General features: G+C 42.9%; 16 protein-coding genes. 8 read left to right on the top strand and 8 right to left on the bottom strand.

Annotated features, from left to right (window positions below):
* Positions 1-12 precede the first annotated feature (12 nt).
* Positions 13-807, top strand: coding sequence for a DUF1295 domain-containing protein (locus CH373_RS07730; protein ID WP_100712800.1), 795 nt, complete (start codon positions 13-15; stop codon positions 805-807).
* A 12-nt stretch (positions 808-819) separates the two neighbouring features.
* On the top strand, positions 820-1,857 hold the full coding sequence (locus tag CH373_RS07735) for an SAM-dependent methyltransferase (protein WP_100712801.1): 1,038 nt from the start codon (positions 820-822) through the stop codon (positions 1,855-1,857).
* A gap of 113 nt (positions 1,858-1,970) precedes the next feature.
* Here CH373_RS07735 and CH373_RS07740 read toward each other — a convergent pair whose 3' ends face one another.
* Complete coding sequence (locus CH373_RS07740) at positions 1,971-2,591, bottom strand: TetR/AcrR family transcriptional regulator (RefSeq protein WP_100712802.1); 621 nt, start codon at positions 2,589-2,591, stop codon at positions 1,971-1,973.
* Between the two features lie 90 nt (positions 2,592-2,681).
* Here CH373_RS07740 and CH373_RS07745 point away from each other — a divergent pair, with 90 nt between their 5' ends.
* A complete protein-coding gene (locus CH373_RS07745) occupies positions 2,682-4,265 on the top strand; it encodes a phytoene desaturase family protein (protein WP_100712803.1) in 1,584 nt (527 codons plus the stop codon).
* A gap of 20 nt (positions 4,266-4,285) precedes the next feature.
* Here the strand turns inward: CH373_RS07745 and CH373_RS07750 are convergent, their stop codons facing one another.
* The 5 genes from CH373_RS07750 to CH373_RS07770 form a co-directional block, all read right to left on the bottom strand.
* Positions 4,286-5,041, bottom strand: a complete 756-nt coding sequence (locus CH373_RS07750) for a hypothetical protein (protein WP_100712804.1) — start codon at positions 5,039-5,041, stop codon at positions 4,286-4,288.
* A 9-nt stretch (positions 5,042-5,050) separates the two neighbouring features.
* Complete coding sequence (locus CH373_RS07755; protein ID WP_100712805.1) at positions 5,051-5,257, bottom strand: hypothetical protein; 207 nt, start codon at positions 5,255-5,257, stop codon at positions 5,051-5,053.
* A 123-nt stretch (positions 5,258-5,380) separates the two neighbouring features.
* Positions 5,381-5,911: a hypothetical protein gene (locus CH373_RS07760; RefSeq protein WP_100712806.1), complete on the bottom strand. Its 531-nt coding sequence runs from the start codon at positions 5,909-5,911 to the stop codon at positions 5,381-5,383.
* The gene (locus tag CH373_RS07765; protein ID WP_100712807.1) at positions 5,895-7,013 is read right to left on the bottom strand and encodes a KamA family radical SAM protein; all 1,119 of its coding nucleotides are present in this window, start codon (positions 7,011-7,013) and stop codon (positions 5,895-5,897) included. The genes CH373_RS07760 and CH373_RS07765 overlap by 17 nt, the downstream gene beginning before the upstream one ends.
* A 54-nt stretch (positions 7,014-7,067) precedes the next feature.
* Positions 7,068-7,970 carry a phosphate ABC transporter substrate-binding protein gene (locus CH373_RS07770; RefSeq protein WP_100712808.1) on the bottom strand — a complete coding sequence of 301 codons (903 nt, stop codon included), beginning with the start codon at positions 7,968-7,970 and terminating at the stop codon, positions 7,068-7,070.
* A gap of 256 nt (positions 7,971-8,226) precedes the next feature.
* On the opposite strand from CH373_RS07770, the gene efp reads away from it, so the two are divergent.
* From efp to CH373_RS07790, 4 genes are all read left to right on the top strand, one after another.
* Positions 8,227-8,793: an elongation factor P gene (gene efp / locus CH373_RS07775; RefSeq protein WP_100712809.1), complete on the top strand. Its 567-nt coding sequence runs from the start codon at positions 8,227-8,229 to the stop codon at positions 8,791-8,793.
* A gap of 85 nt (positions 8,794-8,878) precedes the next feature.
* Positions 8,879-9,412, top strand: coding sequence for a 1,2-dihydroxy-3-keto-5-methylthiopentene dioxygenase (locus tag CH373_RS07780; protein ID WP_100712810.1), 534 nt, complete (start codon positions 8,879-8,881; stop codon positions 9,410-9,412).
* Positions 9,413-10,075: a methylthioribulose 1-phosphate dehydratase gene (gene mtnB / locus CH373_RS07785; protein ID WP_100712811.1), complete on the top strand. Its 663-nt coding sequence runs from the start codon at positions 9,413-9,415 to the stop codon at positions 10,073-10,075.
* Between the two features lies 1 nt (position 10,076).
* Positions 10,077-10,766, top strand: coding sequence for an SDR family oxidoreductase (locus CH373_RS07790; protein ID WP_100712812.1), 690 nt, complete (start codon positions 10,077-10,079; stop codon positions 10,764-10,766).
* Between the two features lie 61 nt (positions 10,767-10,827).
* On the opposite strand, the gene CH373_RS18880 is transcribed toward CH373_RS07790, so the two are convergent.
* Positions 10,828-13,377 carry a histidine kinase N-terminal 7TM domain-containing protein gene (locus CH373_RS18880; RefSeq protein ID WP_100712813.1) on the bottom strand — a complete coding sequence of 850 codons (2,550 nt, stop codon included), beginning with the start codon at positions 13,375-13,377 and terminating at the stop codon, positions 10,828-10,830.
* A gap of 83 nt (positions 13,378-13,460) precedes the next feature.
* Positions 13,461-15,074: a phytoene desaturase family protein gene (locus CH373_RS07800; RefSeq protein WP_100712814.1), complete on the bottom strand. Its 1,614-nt coding sequence runs from the start codon at positions 15,072-15,074 to the stop codon at positions 13,461-13,463.
* A gap of 545 nt (positions 15,075-15,619) precedes the next feature.
* Here CH373_RS07800 and CH373_RS07810 point away from each other — a divergent pair.
* Entirely contained in the window at positions 15,620-16,657 is a 1,038-nt protein-coding gene (locus CH373_RS07810) for a tyrosine-type recombinase/integrase (protein ID WP_100712815.1), read from the top strand.
* Positions 16,658-16,953 lie beyond the last annotated feature (296 nt).

Below are 16,953 nucleotides of genomic sequence, written 5' to 3' on the forward strand. Positions count from 1 at the left end.
TAAGGAATTTGCATGTACGAAAAAGCACTGTTTTTGCTTTTTGTAGCTTACGTCGTCGTATTTTCTCTTATGACGATTCTCTGGCTTATAGGTAAATTGATCCACAACTACTCGATTGTGGATGTAGGTTGGGGCCTGAGTATTTCCACTGCCGTCATAATCTATTTCATCCTCGGTGATGGATTCTCGGTGCGAAAAGGAGTTTTTGCATTCATGGCCTGTCTTTGGGGATGGCGACTTTCCTATTTTATTTTTACTACTAGAGTGCTGACGGGCCATGAAGATTCAAGGTACGCAGCTTTCAGAAACGAGTACGGGGAAAAGGTTGATCGGAAATTCTTCACGAATGTATTTCAGTTCCAAGGTGCTTTGGCTGTCATTCTGAGTGTACCTTTTCTTTTTCCGGCTTTGAATCCGGATGTGAATTTTTTGACCTTGGAGATTATTTCCTTGGCGATCTTCTTTGTAGGATTATTAGGGGAATCGGTTGCCGATTTTCAATTAGCAGAATTTAAATTAGATGGGGATAATAAAGGGAAAGTTTGCGATATCGGCTGGTGGAGATACAGTAGGCATCCAAACTATTTTTTTGAGTGGGTGATATGGATCTCGTTCGGAATATTCTCGCTTGCTTCTCCTTGGGGTTGGATCGGACTTTTATCACCTCTATTGATGTTGATTCTTTTGACCAAGATCTCTGGAATTCCGTTAAACGAACTCGGACAACTGAAATCCAAAGGGAAAGCTTATGAAGAATATAGAAGGCGAACTAGCTCCTTTGTGCCTCTTCCACGCAGAAAATCATAAGGTTGGCCTAAGATGAATTTACTCTATACTTTGCTGGAAAAGGACATTTTTCCAGATGAATGGATTCGCTGGAAAATTCGCAGTTTATTGAAAATGCGTCTTCGTCATGAAAACAAAGGCTCCTTAGAAGAGAATCAAAAGCATCTGATCGAGTACATTCGTTTTTTGAAAAACTCACCGATCGCTACTCATACAATTGATGCAAACGAACAACACTACGAAGTTCCCGCAGAATTCTTTCAGCTCGTGATGGGAAAGTATATGAAGTATAGTTCAGGATATTGGCCAGATCCGAAGATAGGATTGGACGAATCGGAAAGACTGATGCTTCAGCTTTACTGTGATCGTGCAAGACTCGAAGACGGAATGACCGTATTGGATCTAGGATGCGGCTGGGGGTCCTTGACTTTATTTATCGCGGAACATTATCCGAAGTGTAAAATCACTGCAGTTTCTAATTCCAAGAGCCAAAAACAGTTCATAGACTCCGAAGTAAAGAAAAGGAAACTCAAAAACGTTCAATCGATCACAGCGGATGTGAATACTTTTCGGTCCAATCTAAAATTCGATCGGATTCTATCCGTGGAAATGCTCGAACATATGAGAAATTATGAAGCCTTGTTCGAGAAGCTTTCTGGAATGCTAAAGCCTAAAGGTCTTTTTTTTGCACATGTTTTTACTCATCACAAATACGCGTATTCTTTCGAAGTCGAGGATGAGACAGACTGGATGGCACAGCATTTCTTTTTCGGAGGCCAAATGCCTTCTCATCAGTTACTGCTGTATTTTCAAAAAGATTTACTATTAGAAAACCAGTGGATCATCAACGGGATGAATTATGCGAGAACGTCCGAAGCATGGCTTTCTAATTTTCATGCAAACAAGTCAAAGATACTCGAGATCTTTGCTCGGACCTATGGAGAGGATCAAAAGAAAAAGTGGTTCGTCTATTGGAAAGTATTCTTTATGGCCTGCGCCGAACTTTGGAAGTTCAATCAAGGAGAAGAATGGATCATTTCGCACTATCTATTCCGCAAAAGTAAGCCTTAGTCGAATTCGCTTATCCTATCTGTCGCAGCTCTCTTGGAATACGGGTTTAGCCTTAAAGCAGAATTTAGAGTCGAAGCAAACTTGAATTAGATTTTAGTAATCTACCTTCAGGATTACGACTTCATTCCATTATATAGATAGTGGATCAGATCCTTCGTAATCTTTCTCGCTTTCTTTAAATCGACGGATCGAAACATCACCTGTTTTCCAGACAGCAGTACGGCGATTCCATGCACCATCGTCCAAGCAGACATCGCAGATAATCTGACATCGTCGGTTTTGATGATCCCTGCGTCCTTACAAGACTGGATAATCTCTACAATGATTTGAAAAGACTCATCTTCGGTCCTGACTAAAGATTCGTAGTTCAAATGGCTTTCGATTTGGTTTCCGTACATAACCCTGAATAAATCTGGAAATTCCAAAGCGAACTCCACATAAGAAACACCGGATTCCCGGAAGAGCAGAAGCGGATTCTTGGCGTACTTCGCCTGAAGACTCCTTTGTCGATCCGCGAGCATTCTGAATCCCTCTTCGGCGATATCGGCATATAAGGATTCCAAATCCGGATAGTGCCTATACGGCGCGGATTGGCTGACCCCGGCTAAATTCGCTACCTTTCTGAGGCTGATTCCCTTGTATCCTTCATCTTTTAGGATCTGCAAGGAAGCGTCCAAAAGCGCTTTTTTTAAGTCCCCGTGGTGATAAGAAACTTTATCTAAACGATTTTTCATGTTGACAGTTATTACAATGTTTACGATGATCACATTAATCGCGACCAATGTGATCGATGTTAACATTAGGTTGAATAGCGGAGACTGTCAATGGAAAATAAGGAATCGCAAAATCAATACGACGTAATTTTTATAGGATCCGGAATGGGTAGTCTTACGACTGCGAGCTTATTGCGTCAATTTGCCGACAAAAAGGTTCTTATTCTAGAAAAGCATTTTACACCGGGTGGGTTTACTCACGAGTTCCAGAGAAAGCAAGGCAAGTTCCATTGGGATGTAGGAATCCATTATGTCGGCGATATGCAAGAAGGCGGATTGTGCAGGATACTCTCCGATAAGATCACCCGTAAAAATTTGAAATGGAATCGTATGCCGGAGCCTTTTGAAAGATTGATGTTTCCTTCTGGAAACTTCGACATCTATGGCGATCCAACTAAGTTCCAGGCAGACCTGATCGCCCGATTCCCGGAAGAGAAAGATGCGATCGAAAAATACATGAAAGATATTCGAAAGGCTTCCGCTCTATTCGGAAAGTCTCTTATGCTCAAGCAAACTCCACCGCCTCTGGATTCGTTTACGAATTTATTAGAAGATAAATCTCTCGTTACCTTAAAGGATTATTTGGACGCAAGTTTTAAGGATGAAAGGTTGAAGGGAATTCTCGCGGCGCAATGGGGAGATCACGGACTTCCTCCTTCGAAAGTTGCATTTGCGATGCACGCTTCTTTGGTGCAGCATTATGTAAACGGTGGATATTATCCAGTCGGTGGAGCAGGTAAAATTTTCGATTCGGTCGAATCGATCATCAAAGAAAACGGAGGAGACGTACTATCCTCTACGGAAGTTAAGGAAATTCTAATTAAAGACGGAAAAGCAATCGGTGTTAGAACCAAAGGACTCAGAGGCGAAATGCTGGAGCGTGATTTTTTTGCTCCAGCTATCGTTTCCTGCGCAGGAGCTTATTTAACTTATCTGAAATTGATTCCGGATTCGTATCCGATTCCTTTCCGACAGGCTCTCAAAAATTTCTATGAAAGAGAAAGGATGACTACGAGCATCTGCCTTTATTTGGGTTTGAAAGAGAGTCCCGCAAAGTTCGGTTTCAAAGGAGAAAACTATTGGATTTTCTCTTCTTCGGACCATGATCAAAATTTTTCGGGAAGAAACAATTGGATCAAGGAATCGGGAGATATACCGAATCTGTACATTTCGTTTCCTAGTTTGAAAAATCCGGAAGCCAAAAATCATACTGCGGACGTAATCTCTTTTACCGACTACGAAAATTTCGCGGAGTGGAAAGAACACCCTTGGAAGAAAAGGGGAGAAGATTATAAAACCTTAAAGGACCAGATTACGGAGCGTATGCTTTCTACACTCGAATCTAGATTTCCGGGATTCAGAAACATAGTCGAATATGCTGAGTTATCTACTCCGATCACAAACGAGCACTTTACTTCTCATCCGGACGGAGCGATCTATGGGCTCGCCTGTGTTCCTGAGCGCTACCAAAAAGAGAAGTCGCCTTGGTTTGATGTGCGCACTCCGATCCAAGGGTTATTCCTGACGGGAGCAGATGCAGGCTCTCCGGGAATTGCGGGAGCAATGATGGCAGGATTGGCTACTGCGACCGCGATCGTCGGCGATAACAGATTGTTAAAAGAACTGAGGAACTAACTCTTTGCGCGCTTATGGCTCTAATAGTTCAGTTTCAGGATCCGGACTTCTTTATCATCGAATCTGAGAGTTTCTTTGATTTGATGAAATCTTTCTGAGGAGAAAGGGGAATTTGGAATTCTGAGTTCCCATTTTAACTTTAAGATTTCTTCATATAATTCCAAAAGTTCCGCGATGTTCCCTTTTAGCTCTTTCGAGTAGAGTGCGCGGAACATAGGTCCGATTCTAGAAGGGATATCAGAGTTTACGATTTCTGGGATACTCAAATCGTCAATATATCGGAACATCCAGTTTTGAAGGTATAAGGCTAAAAGCCTTTCCATTCGTAGAACATCCTCTTTAGTATTTCGAGGTACAATTCCTTTAAAGAAACGATATCTTTTTCTCAGATACTTTACTGCTGCGGCGGAGTCTGGAGTCTCTAATTTGTATTTATCCCACTCTTCCTTGATGATCGGAAAATACTCGGAGCCGAAATATGGTTCGCCGATTTCGCAAATCTGAACTGCAGCAGGGTCAAAACTTCTCATTCTTTGGCGGAAGCTATCCCAATCTCCGGAAATCAAGTTCACTGGACCTTGGGCTTGCAAAGGCTCGAGTGCTTGGTTGATTTCCCGGATAAAATTACTTTTCAACTGGTCCGAAGGATCGGCTAAAAGAAAGAAATTAAAGTCTGAACTATCATTGAAATCTCCTCTTTGCCTTGAGCCGTAAAAGATCAGCTCAAAAGGCTTTAGAGAAGATACTGTGGAGAGGCTTTCCTTAATTCTTTCCATACGATTCTCTTATTCGAAGAACAATCTCATCCTAGATAAGTTTTCCAGAATTGCTTGATAGGCGCGATCCCTATCTTCCGCATCTTGGAAGGGTAAGGATTTAATGTGGTTAAAATCGTGATAAATGATCTCGATTGAGTTCGAGGCCGTATTCTTTTTTATGGAGGAGATATAGTCCAAGTTTATGACTTCGGTATCCCCCAATTTCAACCACATTGCGATCCATCTCCAGGGTCAGTTTCCCCGTGCGGGATAGGGTAGTGCCCCGTACGCAAACGGTCAAGAAATAACGCAAAGAACCGAGCCAATCTGAAACGCAGGGAATCGCGGGAATTTTTTTTAGAAAGCCTTAATTCCTCGGCTTACAAATTCGTGAAATTCTCGGCCTAATTCTTTTGTACTATGACCTTTGCGACTTTCCAGTTTGGTCTCGAATACGAAGATAAAATTCTCCCTTTGCCATTCCCAGCGAATATAACACTGTTCTGTATTCCCCTTGCACCCCGAAAATACGGTGGCTCTAGAATCTGCCGGCATAGGAAAATATTGGTATTCTCGAGAGAGTAGCTTGGATTGCTCCTCGATCGAAACCAAATGATCGAAGTCGTTTTGGTTGTCTTCGGTATAGGAAGAAGCTCGAAATCTTTCAAAGCTGGATTGGGTGTCCGAAACCTTACAGTCGTAATATAAACCTCTGGCAAAAATCCGACCCGAGTCTAGGAGGACTGCGTTTCCCTTTGTCAGATAGACCACATCATAGTTCAGTCTGAGCATGGATGGATTTTCGGGAATTACAGCTTGGTTATTCTGCTGGGAACTCTTGCATCCGAATATTATGAAGAACAAAAATACTTTATATGCCGATTTCATACAAATCCCCATTAAAATTCTTGAATACATAGGAATTTTGTGTGGCTTCTTCGAGGTAATCGGTAGGTAAAGGAACCTTTCCTCCTCCTCCGGTCAAGTCTACAACGTACAAAGGCATGCTCAAGCCGCTGATCCTGCCCCTGAGAGCTTTCATCAAACGGACACCTTCTGAAATCGGTACTCTAAAGTGCGAAGAGCCGAACACCTCGTCGCATTGGTGGAGATAGTAGGGCTTGATGCCTGCATTGGTCAAACTATAGAACAGATCGCTCAGTGCTTCCACCGAATCGTTGACTCCCTTCAGTAATACACTTTGGTTGAGTACAGAAACCGCGCCTTCTTTTACTAACAAAGAGATTCTTTCTTTAGCCAAGGCGGTAAGTTCCTTCGAGTGATTGAAATGAGTCACTAGAAAAATAGGGAAGTGCTTTTTTAACACCGCGCACAATTCGGAAGTGATCCTCATCGGCAATGTCACCGGATATCGAGTGTGTATCCTGACTTGATTGATATGCGGTATGGATTTGAGTTCGGTGAGTAGGAAGTCCAACTTGGAATCGGATAAATTTAGAGGATCTCCTCCGGAAAGAATCACCTCCTTGATCTCAGGATGGTTTCTAAAATAGAGTAGAGCTTCTTCCCAGTCGGCCATCCCAGGAGTATTAAAAGATTGTGATACTTTGCGTTTTCTTGTGCAGAACCTGCAATAGACGGCACAGACATGGGACAAGTACCAAAGCGCGCGATCTGGATACCGGTGGGTGACTCCTTTTACTGGCATATGGGATTCTTCTTCCAAAGGATCGACTCGGTCCCTTGGGTTCGAATGTAGTTCCTCTATTTGTGGCACGAATTGCAGTCGAATCGGACAGTGGTGATTCTCTCGATCTGCTAGACTTAAATAGTAAGGAGTCGTGGAAAAAGAGAACAGGTCTTCGCATTCGGAGAAAGATCTAAACTCGGGTTCCGTGAGAGAAATAAATTCAGAAAGCTGCTCGGCTCCTAGGATTCTATGTTGAATCTGCCATTTCCAGTTCAGCCAGTCTTGGTCAGACCCGAGTTTCTTCGGGTCTTTCTTGGTAGTAAGCCTCAACCCAGTCATACTTCTTGATCCTACGAGCGGGGCGCCAGAGTCAATCTCAGTTTTAGCCGACTCCTACTTTGGTGCTTGTACTTCTACTGTAGGAAGAGTGGCTCTTAAGTAACCGCTCTTTAATACTAGAACCTGACCCTCTTCTCCGGTTGCAAAGCTAATGAACTCGTCTATTTTCTTTCCACGGTCCGAAAGATAGAAAAGATACAATCCTCTGGAAAGTTTGTAGCTTCGATTGTACACATTATTAATGCTCGGTTCTATAAATGGGTCTTTTCCTGTCTTGGAATAAGCCAGTGCTTTTACTTTCGATTTATTCTCGATTTGCGCACTTCCCATTCCCATAAAGCCGATCGCATTCGGATTCTTTTGGATTGCATTCGCCATTTCATCGTTATTCGAAACGATTTGCGCAGCGAAGGTGAATTGAACGTTTTTGTTCGCTTTGAATTCTTTTTCTCCGATATCCTTTTGTTTCAATACATGGGTATCGAAATAAGCCGCGGTTCCGCTTTTATCATTTCGAATCACCACTTGGATGGGCCCAGGAGTTCCTCCTATTTGCGACCAATCCGTAATTGCACCGGAGAAAACTTTAGAAGCGTCTACCAGACTGATCTTGGCGATCTTATTTTGAGGATGGACAATGAGCGCGATCCCATCGTAGGCTAACAATACGTTTTCGAATCTGCCTTTCTTTTCTAGCTCTCTCGTCTCTTCAGAGGTTAGAGCTCTAGAGGAGGCCGCGATATCGGTTTTTCCTTCGACTAGCTTGCTAACTCCTTCAAAGGATCCACCTCCGATTACCTGAATTTCAAGGGAAGAATGTTCTTTGTTGTATCCTTGAGAAACCACTTCCAACATAGTATGCATGGTTTCGGAACCTGTAATTGTCAGAGTGTCTTTTTTGCAGTTTGCAGTCAGAAGTACGGAGGCGATTAAGCCGTAAATTAGGCATTTATTCATCAGAGAGATGGGCTCCTAGAGTCGAAGTTCTTTAGTCCTTGGATCCTCTAATCCCCTACCTAAAAGTCGATCCGATTTTCATCCTCAAATATTAATTTTAAATGGGAAGGGTGGATTCTTTAAATCGAAGATAAATTTCTTTGAGACAAATTCGCTTTTGAGTGGGTGTTCTACCTTTGCCATGCTGGTTCTTTTTCCTTGACACCTGGCCTTTTGGTTTCGATATAGAAGGAGCGGATTTTTATTAGGTTAGTAGATGAATTTAGGTATTACTGAAGTTAAAAAAGGAATGGTTCTCAAGGTAGAAGGAGAACTTTACTCGGTTATTAAGAGCGAATTTGTGAACCCGGGAAAAGGTTCCGCATTTATTCGCACCAAACTCAAGAATCTCACGAGAAGTAGTTCGATCGAAAGAACATTCAAAGCAGCGGAAACTTTGGAATCCGTAGACTTGGAAAAACGGAACATGACGATCTGCTATACTGAGGGAGACGATATCATTTTTATGGATACCCAGGATTTCGAACAGATTCCTGTTTCGAAGGAATATCTGGAGGATATCCTACCGTTCCTGAAGGAAGAAACAGCCATGGAAGTTTCTTTTTATGAAGGAAAGCCGATCGGGGTTACTCCGCCTAACTTTGCAGTTCTACAGGTAACATATGCCGAAGAAGGGCTCAAAGGAGATACTTCAGGTACCGCAAAAAAACGCGTCACTGTGGAAACCGGCGGAGAAATTCAGGTTCCAATTTTTGTAAAACAAGGTGATGTCATTAAGATCGATCTAAGAGATCTCACTTATGTGGAAAGAGTAAACAAGTAGGAGTTTCTGGAATCATCTGAGATAACCACAAGCAAGTCCTTTTCCAAAACAGTTTAAGGGTACCAGATCAAAGAGGTGAACACCGATGGCTACAATCGTGCAAAAACCCGGCATGCCGGAAATTAAAAATTATGCGGAAGTTAAAGCTTTTCTAAAACAGAGAGGCGTTGAATACGATCATTGGCATGTGCCTGATCCAGCTTCTGCATTGACGGATAAAGAAACTTTAACTGACGAAGAAAAGGAATCTCTGCTCAAGCAACTCGACAATCGCTTCGAGGCCCTCAAAGAAAGCGACGGATACCAATCCAGAGATCTGATCGTTTTGCATCCCGCAGTGCCCGGGCTTTCGGAAATGCTCGCAAAGTTCGATAGAGTCCATTATCATACAGACGCAGAAGTAAGATACATCGTGGATGGTTCCGGAGTATTTGGATTCTCCGTAGGAGGAGAAAAGTTTTTAGTACACGTACAAAAACATGACTTTATCTCAGTTCCAAAAAATACGAATCACTGGTTCTATCTAGATGATAAAAAAAGAATCAAAGCGGTTCGCTACTTCCAAGATATGAGCGGCTGGGTACCGAATTACGTGGAAGAAACCACCGCGCTAGCGTGAATGTTCGGAAAGAAGGATTTAATCCGTCTTGCTGAACTAGGAAAGCGGTACCACGCAAACGGTTGGATGCCTGGTACTGCCGGCAATCTTTCGATACGAGATGCTTCTGATCCAAACTCATTTTGGGTGAGCGGAAGCGGTCTGGACAAGAATCAGTTAGAACCGAACGACTTTCTAAAAATCGATCTAAAGACCGGAACAATTTCTCAGACTGAAAAGAACAAAAAAGGACTCAAGCCTTCCGCGGAAACTTCCATTCATAGAGCGGTCTATCTTGCGGATTCCACCGCGGGCTGCGTTTTGCACGTTCACACGCCTGAATCTAATCTTCTGCATTTCGGTCTGAGCCACGAGGATCCAGTTACGGACTGGACTCTTCCATCCATCGAAATCGTAAAGGCATTCGGGATTTGGGACGAGAATCCGGAAGTAAAGGTTCCCGCGATTTATAACTTTCCTGTGGTGCAACAAATCTCCGATCAACTGCAAAGTTATCTGCAAGAGCACAAGCCTAGAGCTGCTCTGTGTATCATAGAGAAACATGGGATCACGGTTTGGGGGAAAGATCTGGTCCAAGCAAACAGGCATTTGGAAGCCGCGGATTTTCTTCTGAAAGTCTGGACTCTTTCTGCACTTGGCGCTCTTCACAAGAGCGAAAATTAATATGGAATCACGAAGGATTCTGGTCGCAGGTGCTGGAACCGGAATCGGCAAAGCTTTATTAGATAAGTTTAATTCTATTTCCGAAGCGGAAGTGATAGGCTTTTCCAGAAAAGGGATACGCTGGGAGCGGCACTCTGACCTGGAAGCAGGGGCGAATTATTATTGCGATTTGCTCGATCGTCAAAAAGTATTCCATTTTTGTAATACATTGAAGTCGAAATGGGATCGTTTGGACGCGATCTATTTTACTTTCGGGGACGGATTATTCGGCTCGGTGGAAAATCTAAAGTTGGAGGATTGGGACCGACATATCGCCTTGAACTTGACTTCTGCTTTTTTAATCACGAAGGAGCTACTACCGTTATGCGCCACTGGGACCTTGCTTTGTTACTTGTCTTCTACTGCCGGCAAACAAGGATTTCCCGAATCCACTGCGTATTCTGCATCTAAACACGGAATTGCAGGTTTCGCAAAATCTTTGAGAGAGGAATTGAAGCCACAAGGAATCAGAGTTTCGGTCGTATACGCCGGCGCGATCGACACCGATATCTGGGCAGGAAGGGCTGGCTTTAACAAAGAGGATATGATCCCAGCTTCTGACGCGGCGCATTTTTTATCGGAGCTACTTTACATGCCTTCCAGTTTTAATTTGGACGAAGTTCTTTTTTACCCACCAAAAGGAATTCTGTAATTCAAAAATGATTACTCAAGCTGTGCCCGCATTCGGCTCGATTTTTACGCGGGTGAACAAGTCAGTTAACGGTAGGTGTTAAATCAATCGGAAGTGAGACCACGAATACTGTCCTTCCGGGCATGGACTCGAACCAAATTCTGCCTCCGTGTTTTTCTGCAATTCTCCTTGCGATATCCAAACCTAGGCCGGAACCTTCCCCCTGAGGTTTTGTAGTAAAGAAAATCTCAAAGACCTTGCTCTGCACATCTTCCGGAATTCCGGGACCGTTATCAGTAAAGGAGATTCGAATTTCGTCATTTATTTCCTGAGCGCTAATCTCCAAGTTCCCCTTGTGGCTCATTGCTTGCACAGCGTTGGTGATTAAATTCGTCCAGAGATGCATTAGATCGTCCGGATAGCCCATAAAGCTAGAAATTTTTTCGAAAGATACATTCACTTCCACTCCATGCTTAAATAAATTCTGATAGAGTGTCAGAACTGTTTCTATATTTTCTTTGAGAGAGACAGGTCGTTTTTGAGGATAAGGAGAGGAATCGTAATGCGCAAAACTTCTGAGTGCATAGATGATTTTTGCAGAGCGGTCGACAGCAGTCCGGATTGTATTCACATTCTGTTCGGGACCGATCAAGTCGAAGAAAAATGGAAGCAGGGATCTTGCCTGATCGTCTCTTAATAACGGAAGAAACTTTTTCCAATCCGAGGCAATTCCGTAGTCCACAAAATACTCGGACATTTCTTCGTGTGCAGGAATTTGCAAAGAGCTCATTTCCTCCTTAATCATTCCTAAGACTTTTCGTCTTTCGAGGCCGATGAAGATTTCTCTGGAAGTGGTTCCTTTTTCGACCAATTCCTGGAACATATTCCATTGAGAGTCGTTTAATCTGGATAATAAGGGAAGTAGCGCTCTCAGGTTTTTTCTCATTCTCACAAGTTGGGATTGAATATTATGACCTGCGGCTTGGATCGCTCCGATCGGATTGTTGATTTCGTGAGCGATTCCCGCTGCCAACTGGCCCAGATCCGCGAGTTTGGATTGTTGGATCATCTGAGCCTGGGTCTTTTTCAGGTTGTCGAGAGTTTCTTCCAGCTCTCTTTTTTGGGACTCGATGATCGTATTTTTCGCGAGAATTTCTTTATTCACTCTTTGTAATGTAGTGATTCTGACTGCGGCTTCTTCCAAGCCTGTGCTGTCAGCTCCAGTAGAGATTACGTAGTCCAAATTTCCGTGCTCGTCCCGGATTTCTGTATGATCCCAAGTCGTAAACTTTGCCTGACCGAGTTTGCTTCGGAATTTGAGATAGGTTCTAAAAGGAAATCGCTTGTGAGAAAACCGATCCCGAAACACTCTTTTTACTCTATCAACATCTTCGGGGAAAAGTACAGTTTCCCAGAAAGGTCTTCCCTTCAATTCCGAAAAGGAATAACCGGAAACAGACTCGCATGCTTTGTTGAAATGTAAAATTTTCCCTTTTGCGTCCAAGACCAGAAATAGAACACTCGTGGAATTTAAAATACTTTGGAGTACATCTCTTTCCTCCGAGGTCTTTTTTTCGAGCAATACACGATCTGTCACGTTCCTTAGCGTGAGCAAGCGGAAGGGAGATCCTGCTTCTCCAATGGCAGAAACGGAAACGTTGAAAGTATCTTCCGAATTTCCGTAGGCGTATTTCCAGTCTTCCGAAGATTCATTTTTTGTAATGATAGATTGGACGATGCTTTGAAGATCAGGAAAGTAGTAATTTACTTTTTTTCTATGTTGAAGTTTAGGAATCTGTAATAATCTAAGTGCAGATTGATTGCAATCTAATATAAGATTATCCTTATCTATTACGAATACAATATCTCGCATGTACTCAAAAACATAATCCCTTGCGATCGGGATAATATCTAAAAGCCTAAAATAGAACAACCCGTACATCCATACCAGGCAGGCGAGGGTGGCACTCAAAGGAAATATATCCAATTTAGGATGAATGAACGGAACTAGCCCGTAGACTGTTAAGATTGCGCCTATGAATGGAATGAATAAGCCGAATAGAAAAAGAAAAGACTGAACTCTGAAATATCCTTTTTGGCGGATTGCACCGACGAGTAGAATCAGAACTCCTACAGCAAATACAAGAAGGTAATTCCAGGTAAATAGATTCATCATCGGACCATATTGATAAATCAAGGCCTTCCAAGGCGCTGTGGTGTCGAAGCGATGCGAAGTTCGAATCCAGAGAGGATCGCCGAACCAAACCGTGATTTCGGTCGCCAAAGGAATGACGCAAGAAAGGATAATTGTGATCGGCCTGACCAAATGTGCGAGGTTTGCGGCTTTCAAGCAAAATAGAGGAAGTGTGGCTAGGAAAAGATCCGGTCCTATAAACTGAAAATTATCCCAGAAAATAATAGTTTCATCCTTCAGGGAAACCATTTCCCAGAAGTAGCCGAAGCTATAGAGTTGCATCCCGAAGCTGAAAACTAAGAACTCCTTCGCTGCACTAGAATGGCGATTGCGAAATCCTATAAAGGTGTTCAAGCTGGAAAGGATAAAGCTTATGATTGGTAAAAGTGCATACGGAGTCCAACGGAACCAATCATTCGAAAAGAGAGAATCTTGCACTCACACGATTATCAAGTAAGTTGGTGACGATTCAAAGCAAAAAACCAGCGGAAACTTAGCGCCTAAGTAGGAGATCCAACGGGTTATCCTACCTTTCTAGCGCCTGCTTTCTTGAATAGTTGCAACAAAGTGATTCCGCCAGAAATTCTTGCAAACGCAGAAACTCCTCCCATCATTGCACCGCTGACTCCAGGGGAAGCAGCATCTGCACCTGTTAGATATAAGTTTTCGATCGGAGTGGTAGGAGAAAACCAAGGTGCTTTTGATTCTCTGAATCTGTCTGGAACACAAGGCAATCCGTAAATCGTACCGTTCTGGTGAAGAGTAAAGTGTTCCGTTGTGATCGGAGTGGAGAGCTCAGTATACTCAACGATCTTTTTAAAGCCAGGATAACGTTCTTCTACATAATTCAAAAGTCGATCGATCAGAGTTTGCTTTTTCGCCTTGTATTCGGAGTCCCTTTCTTTCCAAGGTTGGTTCTTCCAAGGTTCAAAAAACTTGTAATCACAAAATGCGATGATTTCGGCAGTAGGAGCATGAGCCTGAGGGTCCTTCAGAGAAGGAAAGGAGAGATAGACACCTGGAATCGCAGAGCCTTCGGTCCACTTGTGTCCTTCTTCAAAGTTCTTATCATGATCAAAAGAAGAATAGATCCAATGGTTTTCTCCAAAGAAGCCAAGCTTTCTAGGATCGTCTTTGAGTCCCAAATACAAAGTGACATTCGTAGTAAGAGGATTTTGTTCTGCGAAATCCTGGAGTTCTTTTCGAAAAGGAATCTTTGCAGAAGCAGGCAACAACTTAAGAAAAGTATTATATGCACCTGCATTCGAGGCGATGGCCGGAGCAAAATAAGTTTCTTCGACGGGCCTGCCTTCTTCTTCTGATTTTCTTCGATTTAAGACTTTCACTCCGACTGCCTTGTTGCCTTCCATAATAATTTCTTGCACTTCTCTAAAGAGTGCGATCTTCCCGCCGTGCTGCTTTAGAATATCTTGAACTGCTTGCGCGATATGTCCTGATCCTCCAACAGGATAAAAACCACCGCGCAAATAGTGAGCCACAATCAGAGCGTGAATCGCAAAAGAACTTTTAGAAGGAGGAAGTCCGTAGTCTCCCCACTGAGAGCATAACAAAGCTTTTAGCTTCTCATCCTGAAAGTTCGCATCCAAGTATTCTTTCGTAGTGCTTAAAGCGGAAGAAGAGCCGAGCAAATCGATAGCTGCTCCGAATTTATCCATAAAAGGGGGCAGTGCCTTGAGCATCATATGGCGTCCGTGCCAAGACGCGACTTTCTTTACGTCTTGAAAATAACGACGAATCGCTTCCTTTTCCTGAGGAAAAAGATTTTCGAGATCTCTTTCGTATTCTTCCGGCTCGTTCTTGACTCCAAAGGAAAGATTCGGATATACAAATTTTTCGAATACCTTAGGCATTTCTGCCCAGTCAACTTTGCCATTCGTAACAAGATCAAAAAGCTTGCGAAGCATGGAGTCAGGGTGCATATCTCCCACATAGTGAATTCCCACATCCCAAAGAAACTTTCCTTCTCTCTTGAACACGTGAGTGAATCCGCCCGCTTTGAAATGTTGCTCCAAGAGTAACACTTTCTTTTCTGCGAATTGAGCAAGAAGAGAGCCGAGAGTTAAGGCGCCCATTCCAGAGCCGATGATCACAACGTCGTATTCCCGATTCTCCATCTCTATCTCCTAAATAAAAGTGGAAATAAATTCTTTCCAACGAGTCAAAGCCGGCAGTGCTCGCAGTTGGCTTCCCATGCGGCAGATCCGAAATTTTCTACAAATATTTCCGATCTTAGAAAGAAGATATTAAATCAGGGAATTAATATGATGGTTCTCACAGGAATTGCCAGTGGAATTCTGAATGATTTTTGTCGTAACTTCGACAGCGGCTTCTGGCTCTTCTCATCCAAACAGAACGTGCTATAAAATTCTGAAATCCCGTCCGGAAATAGGGATTTCTCACCTAAGTTCCTCTTCCTTTTACTCGAAGCTTTTTGTACCAAACCCTAAGAAAACTCCAAATACGCCGTAAAATGTCTCTAAAATTCCGTCTATTCTCTTCAAATTGCCTAAAATGCTTAGATTTTGCCAAATCACCCTTGACTAGAATACGGTCTGGTGCTTCTTTTTTTGCTTTTGGGACTGATGGGGCGGAGCTGTGTGTTGGTTCCCGTTTCTAAAAATGATCTATTCATTTGACGGGGTCATCCTAGGGATTGCCTATGGATTTCCCTACCATTCATATCCATAAAAAATGGATCGCAGGTCGCTTGTTCGCCATTGTGCGGTTTCCTTATGATGCAAGAATCGTAAAGGAAGTAAGAAGATTCGCCTTCGCTAGATGGGATTCGCAGAAAAAGGTTTGGATGATTCCTTATTCCGAATCGGTATTTTCGGAGTTTATTAGCCGTTACGGGTCTTATATTGAAGCTGAACCGGAATTTTTACTGATTCCTTTAAAAACCGAGCTCTACCGAAGAAACTATAGCAGGAAAACGGAGAGGTCTTACTTTTATCACAATTTGATTTTCCTTCGAAAATTAAATTTGCATCCGTATCGTATTACAGAATCAGACTTGAGTTCCTACCTAGATGGTTTTTTGCACGAAAAAAGAGTTTCATCCGTAACGATTCGCTCCATCTTACAAGCGTTTAAATTTTATTATAATTCCGTACTAAATAAGGATTTTCTAAAACGTTACTCTTCGCCTAAGAAAGAAAAACGGATTCCGCAAGCTTTGTCACGGAAGGAAGTTAGAGCGATGATTGATGTGACGATTAATCCAAAGCATAAACTTCTTTTATCGATTTGCTATGGAACCGGATTGAGAGTCGGAGAACTAGTGAACTTGAAGGGATCTGATATCGATTGGGAACGCCGTTCTGTTCGTGTAAGAAGAGGCAAAGGGATGAAAGATAGATTTACGATCCTTCCTTCTTTTTGCAAAAGTCTCTTGACAAATGCAATTGATCTCTCTGGTCCAGATCGGTGGATTTTTCCCGGGCAAATTCCAGGATCTCATCTGTCGGTTCGGACTGCTGAAAAAGTATTCGAAATTTCTAAAGTAAGAGCTAAAATCAAAAAAAGCGTTTCAATTCATGATCTTCGCCATGCGTTTGCGATCCACTTACTGGAATCCGGCACCTCCATTAAGCTCATCCAAAATTTACTGGGCCATGCCTCTGTTCGAACCACGGAAATCTATGCACGTATTACAGACCCGACGTTAGCTCTCGTAAAAAGTCCGCTGGATTTTTGATTCATCCGCTCGAGGATTGGCATGGTATTGCTGAGGCATCTAGTGGAGCGCGGGCTGGGAAGTGGGTAGGGTGGCGGTGGGTTTACACGCAACTTCGTCGATCCGGGGGAAGCGGGGTGGTTATACGCAAGTTCGACAATTCTACGATGGATGTGGAATTAGTTGTATCTTCGGCAATCGTAAGGATGTGTTTTGCTTACAAGCCAGATCGGATATAGCGAGTTATACGCCATCGGAATTAATTAACTATGAAGACAATAGGATCAATTGCTCCAAACTTTCATGAAGGATCAAGA

The sequence above is a fragment of the Leptospira perolatii genome (assembly GCF_002811875.1).
GTDB classification, from domain to species: Bacteria; Spirochaetota; Leptospiria; order Leptospirales; family Leptospiraceae; genus Leptospira_B; species Leptospira_B perolatii.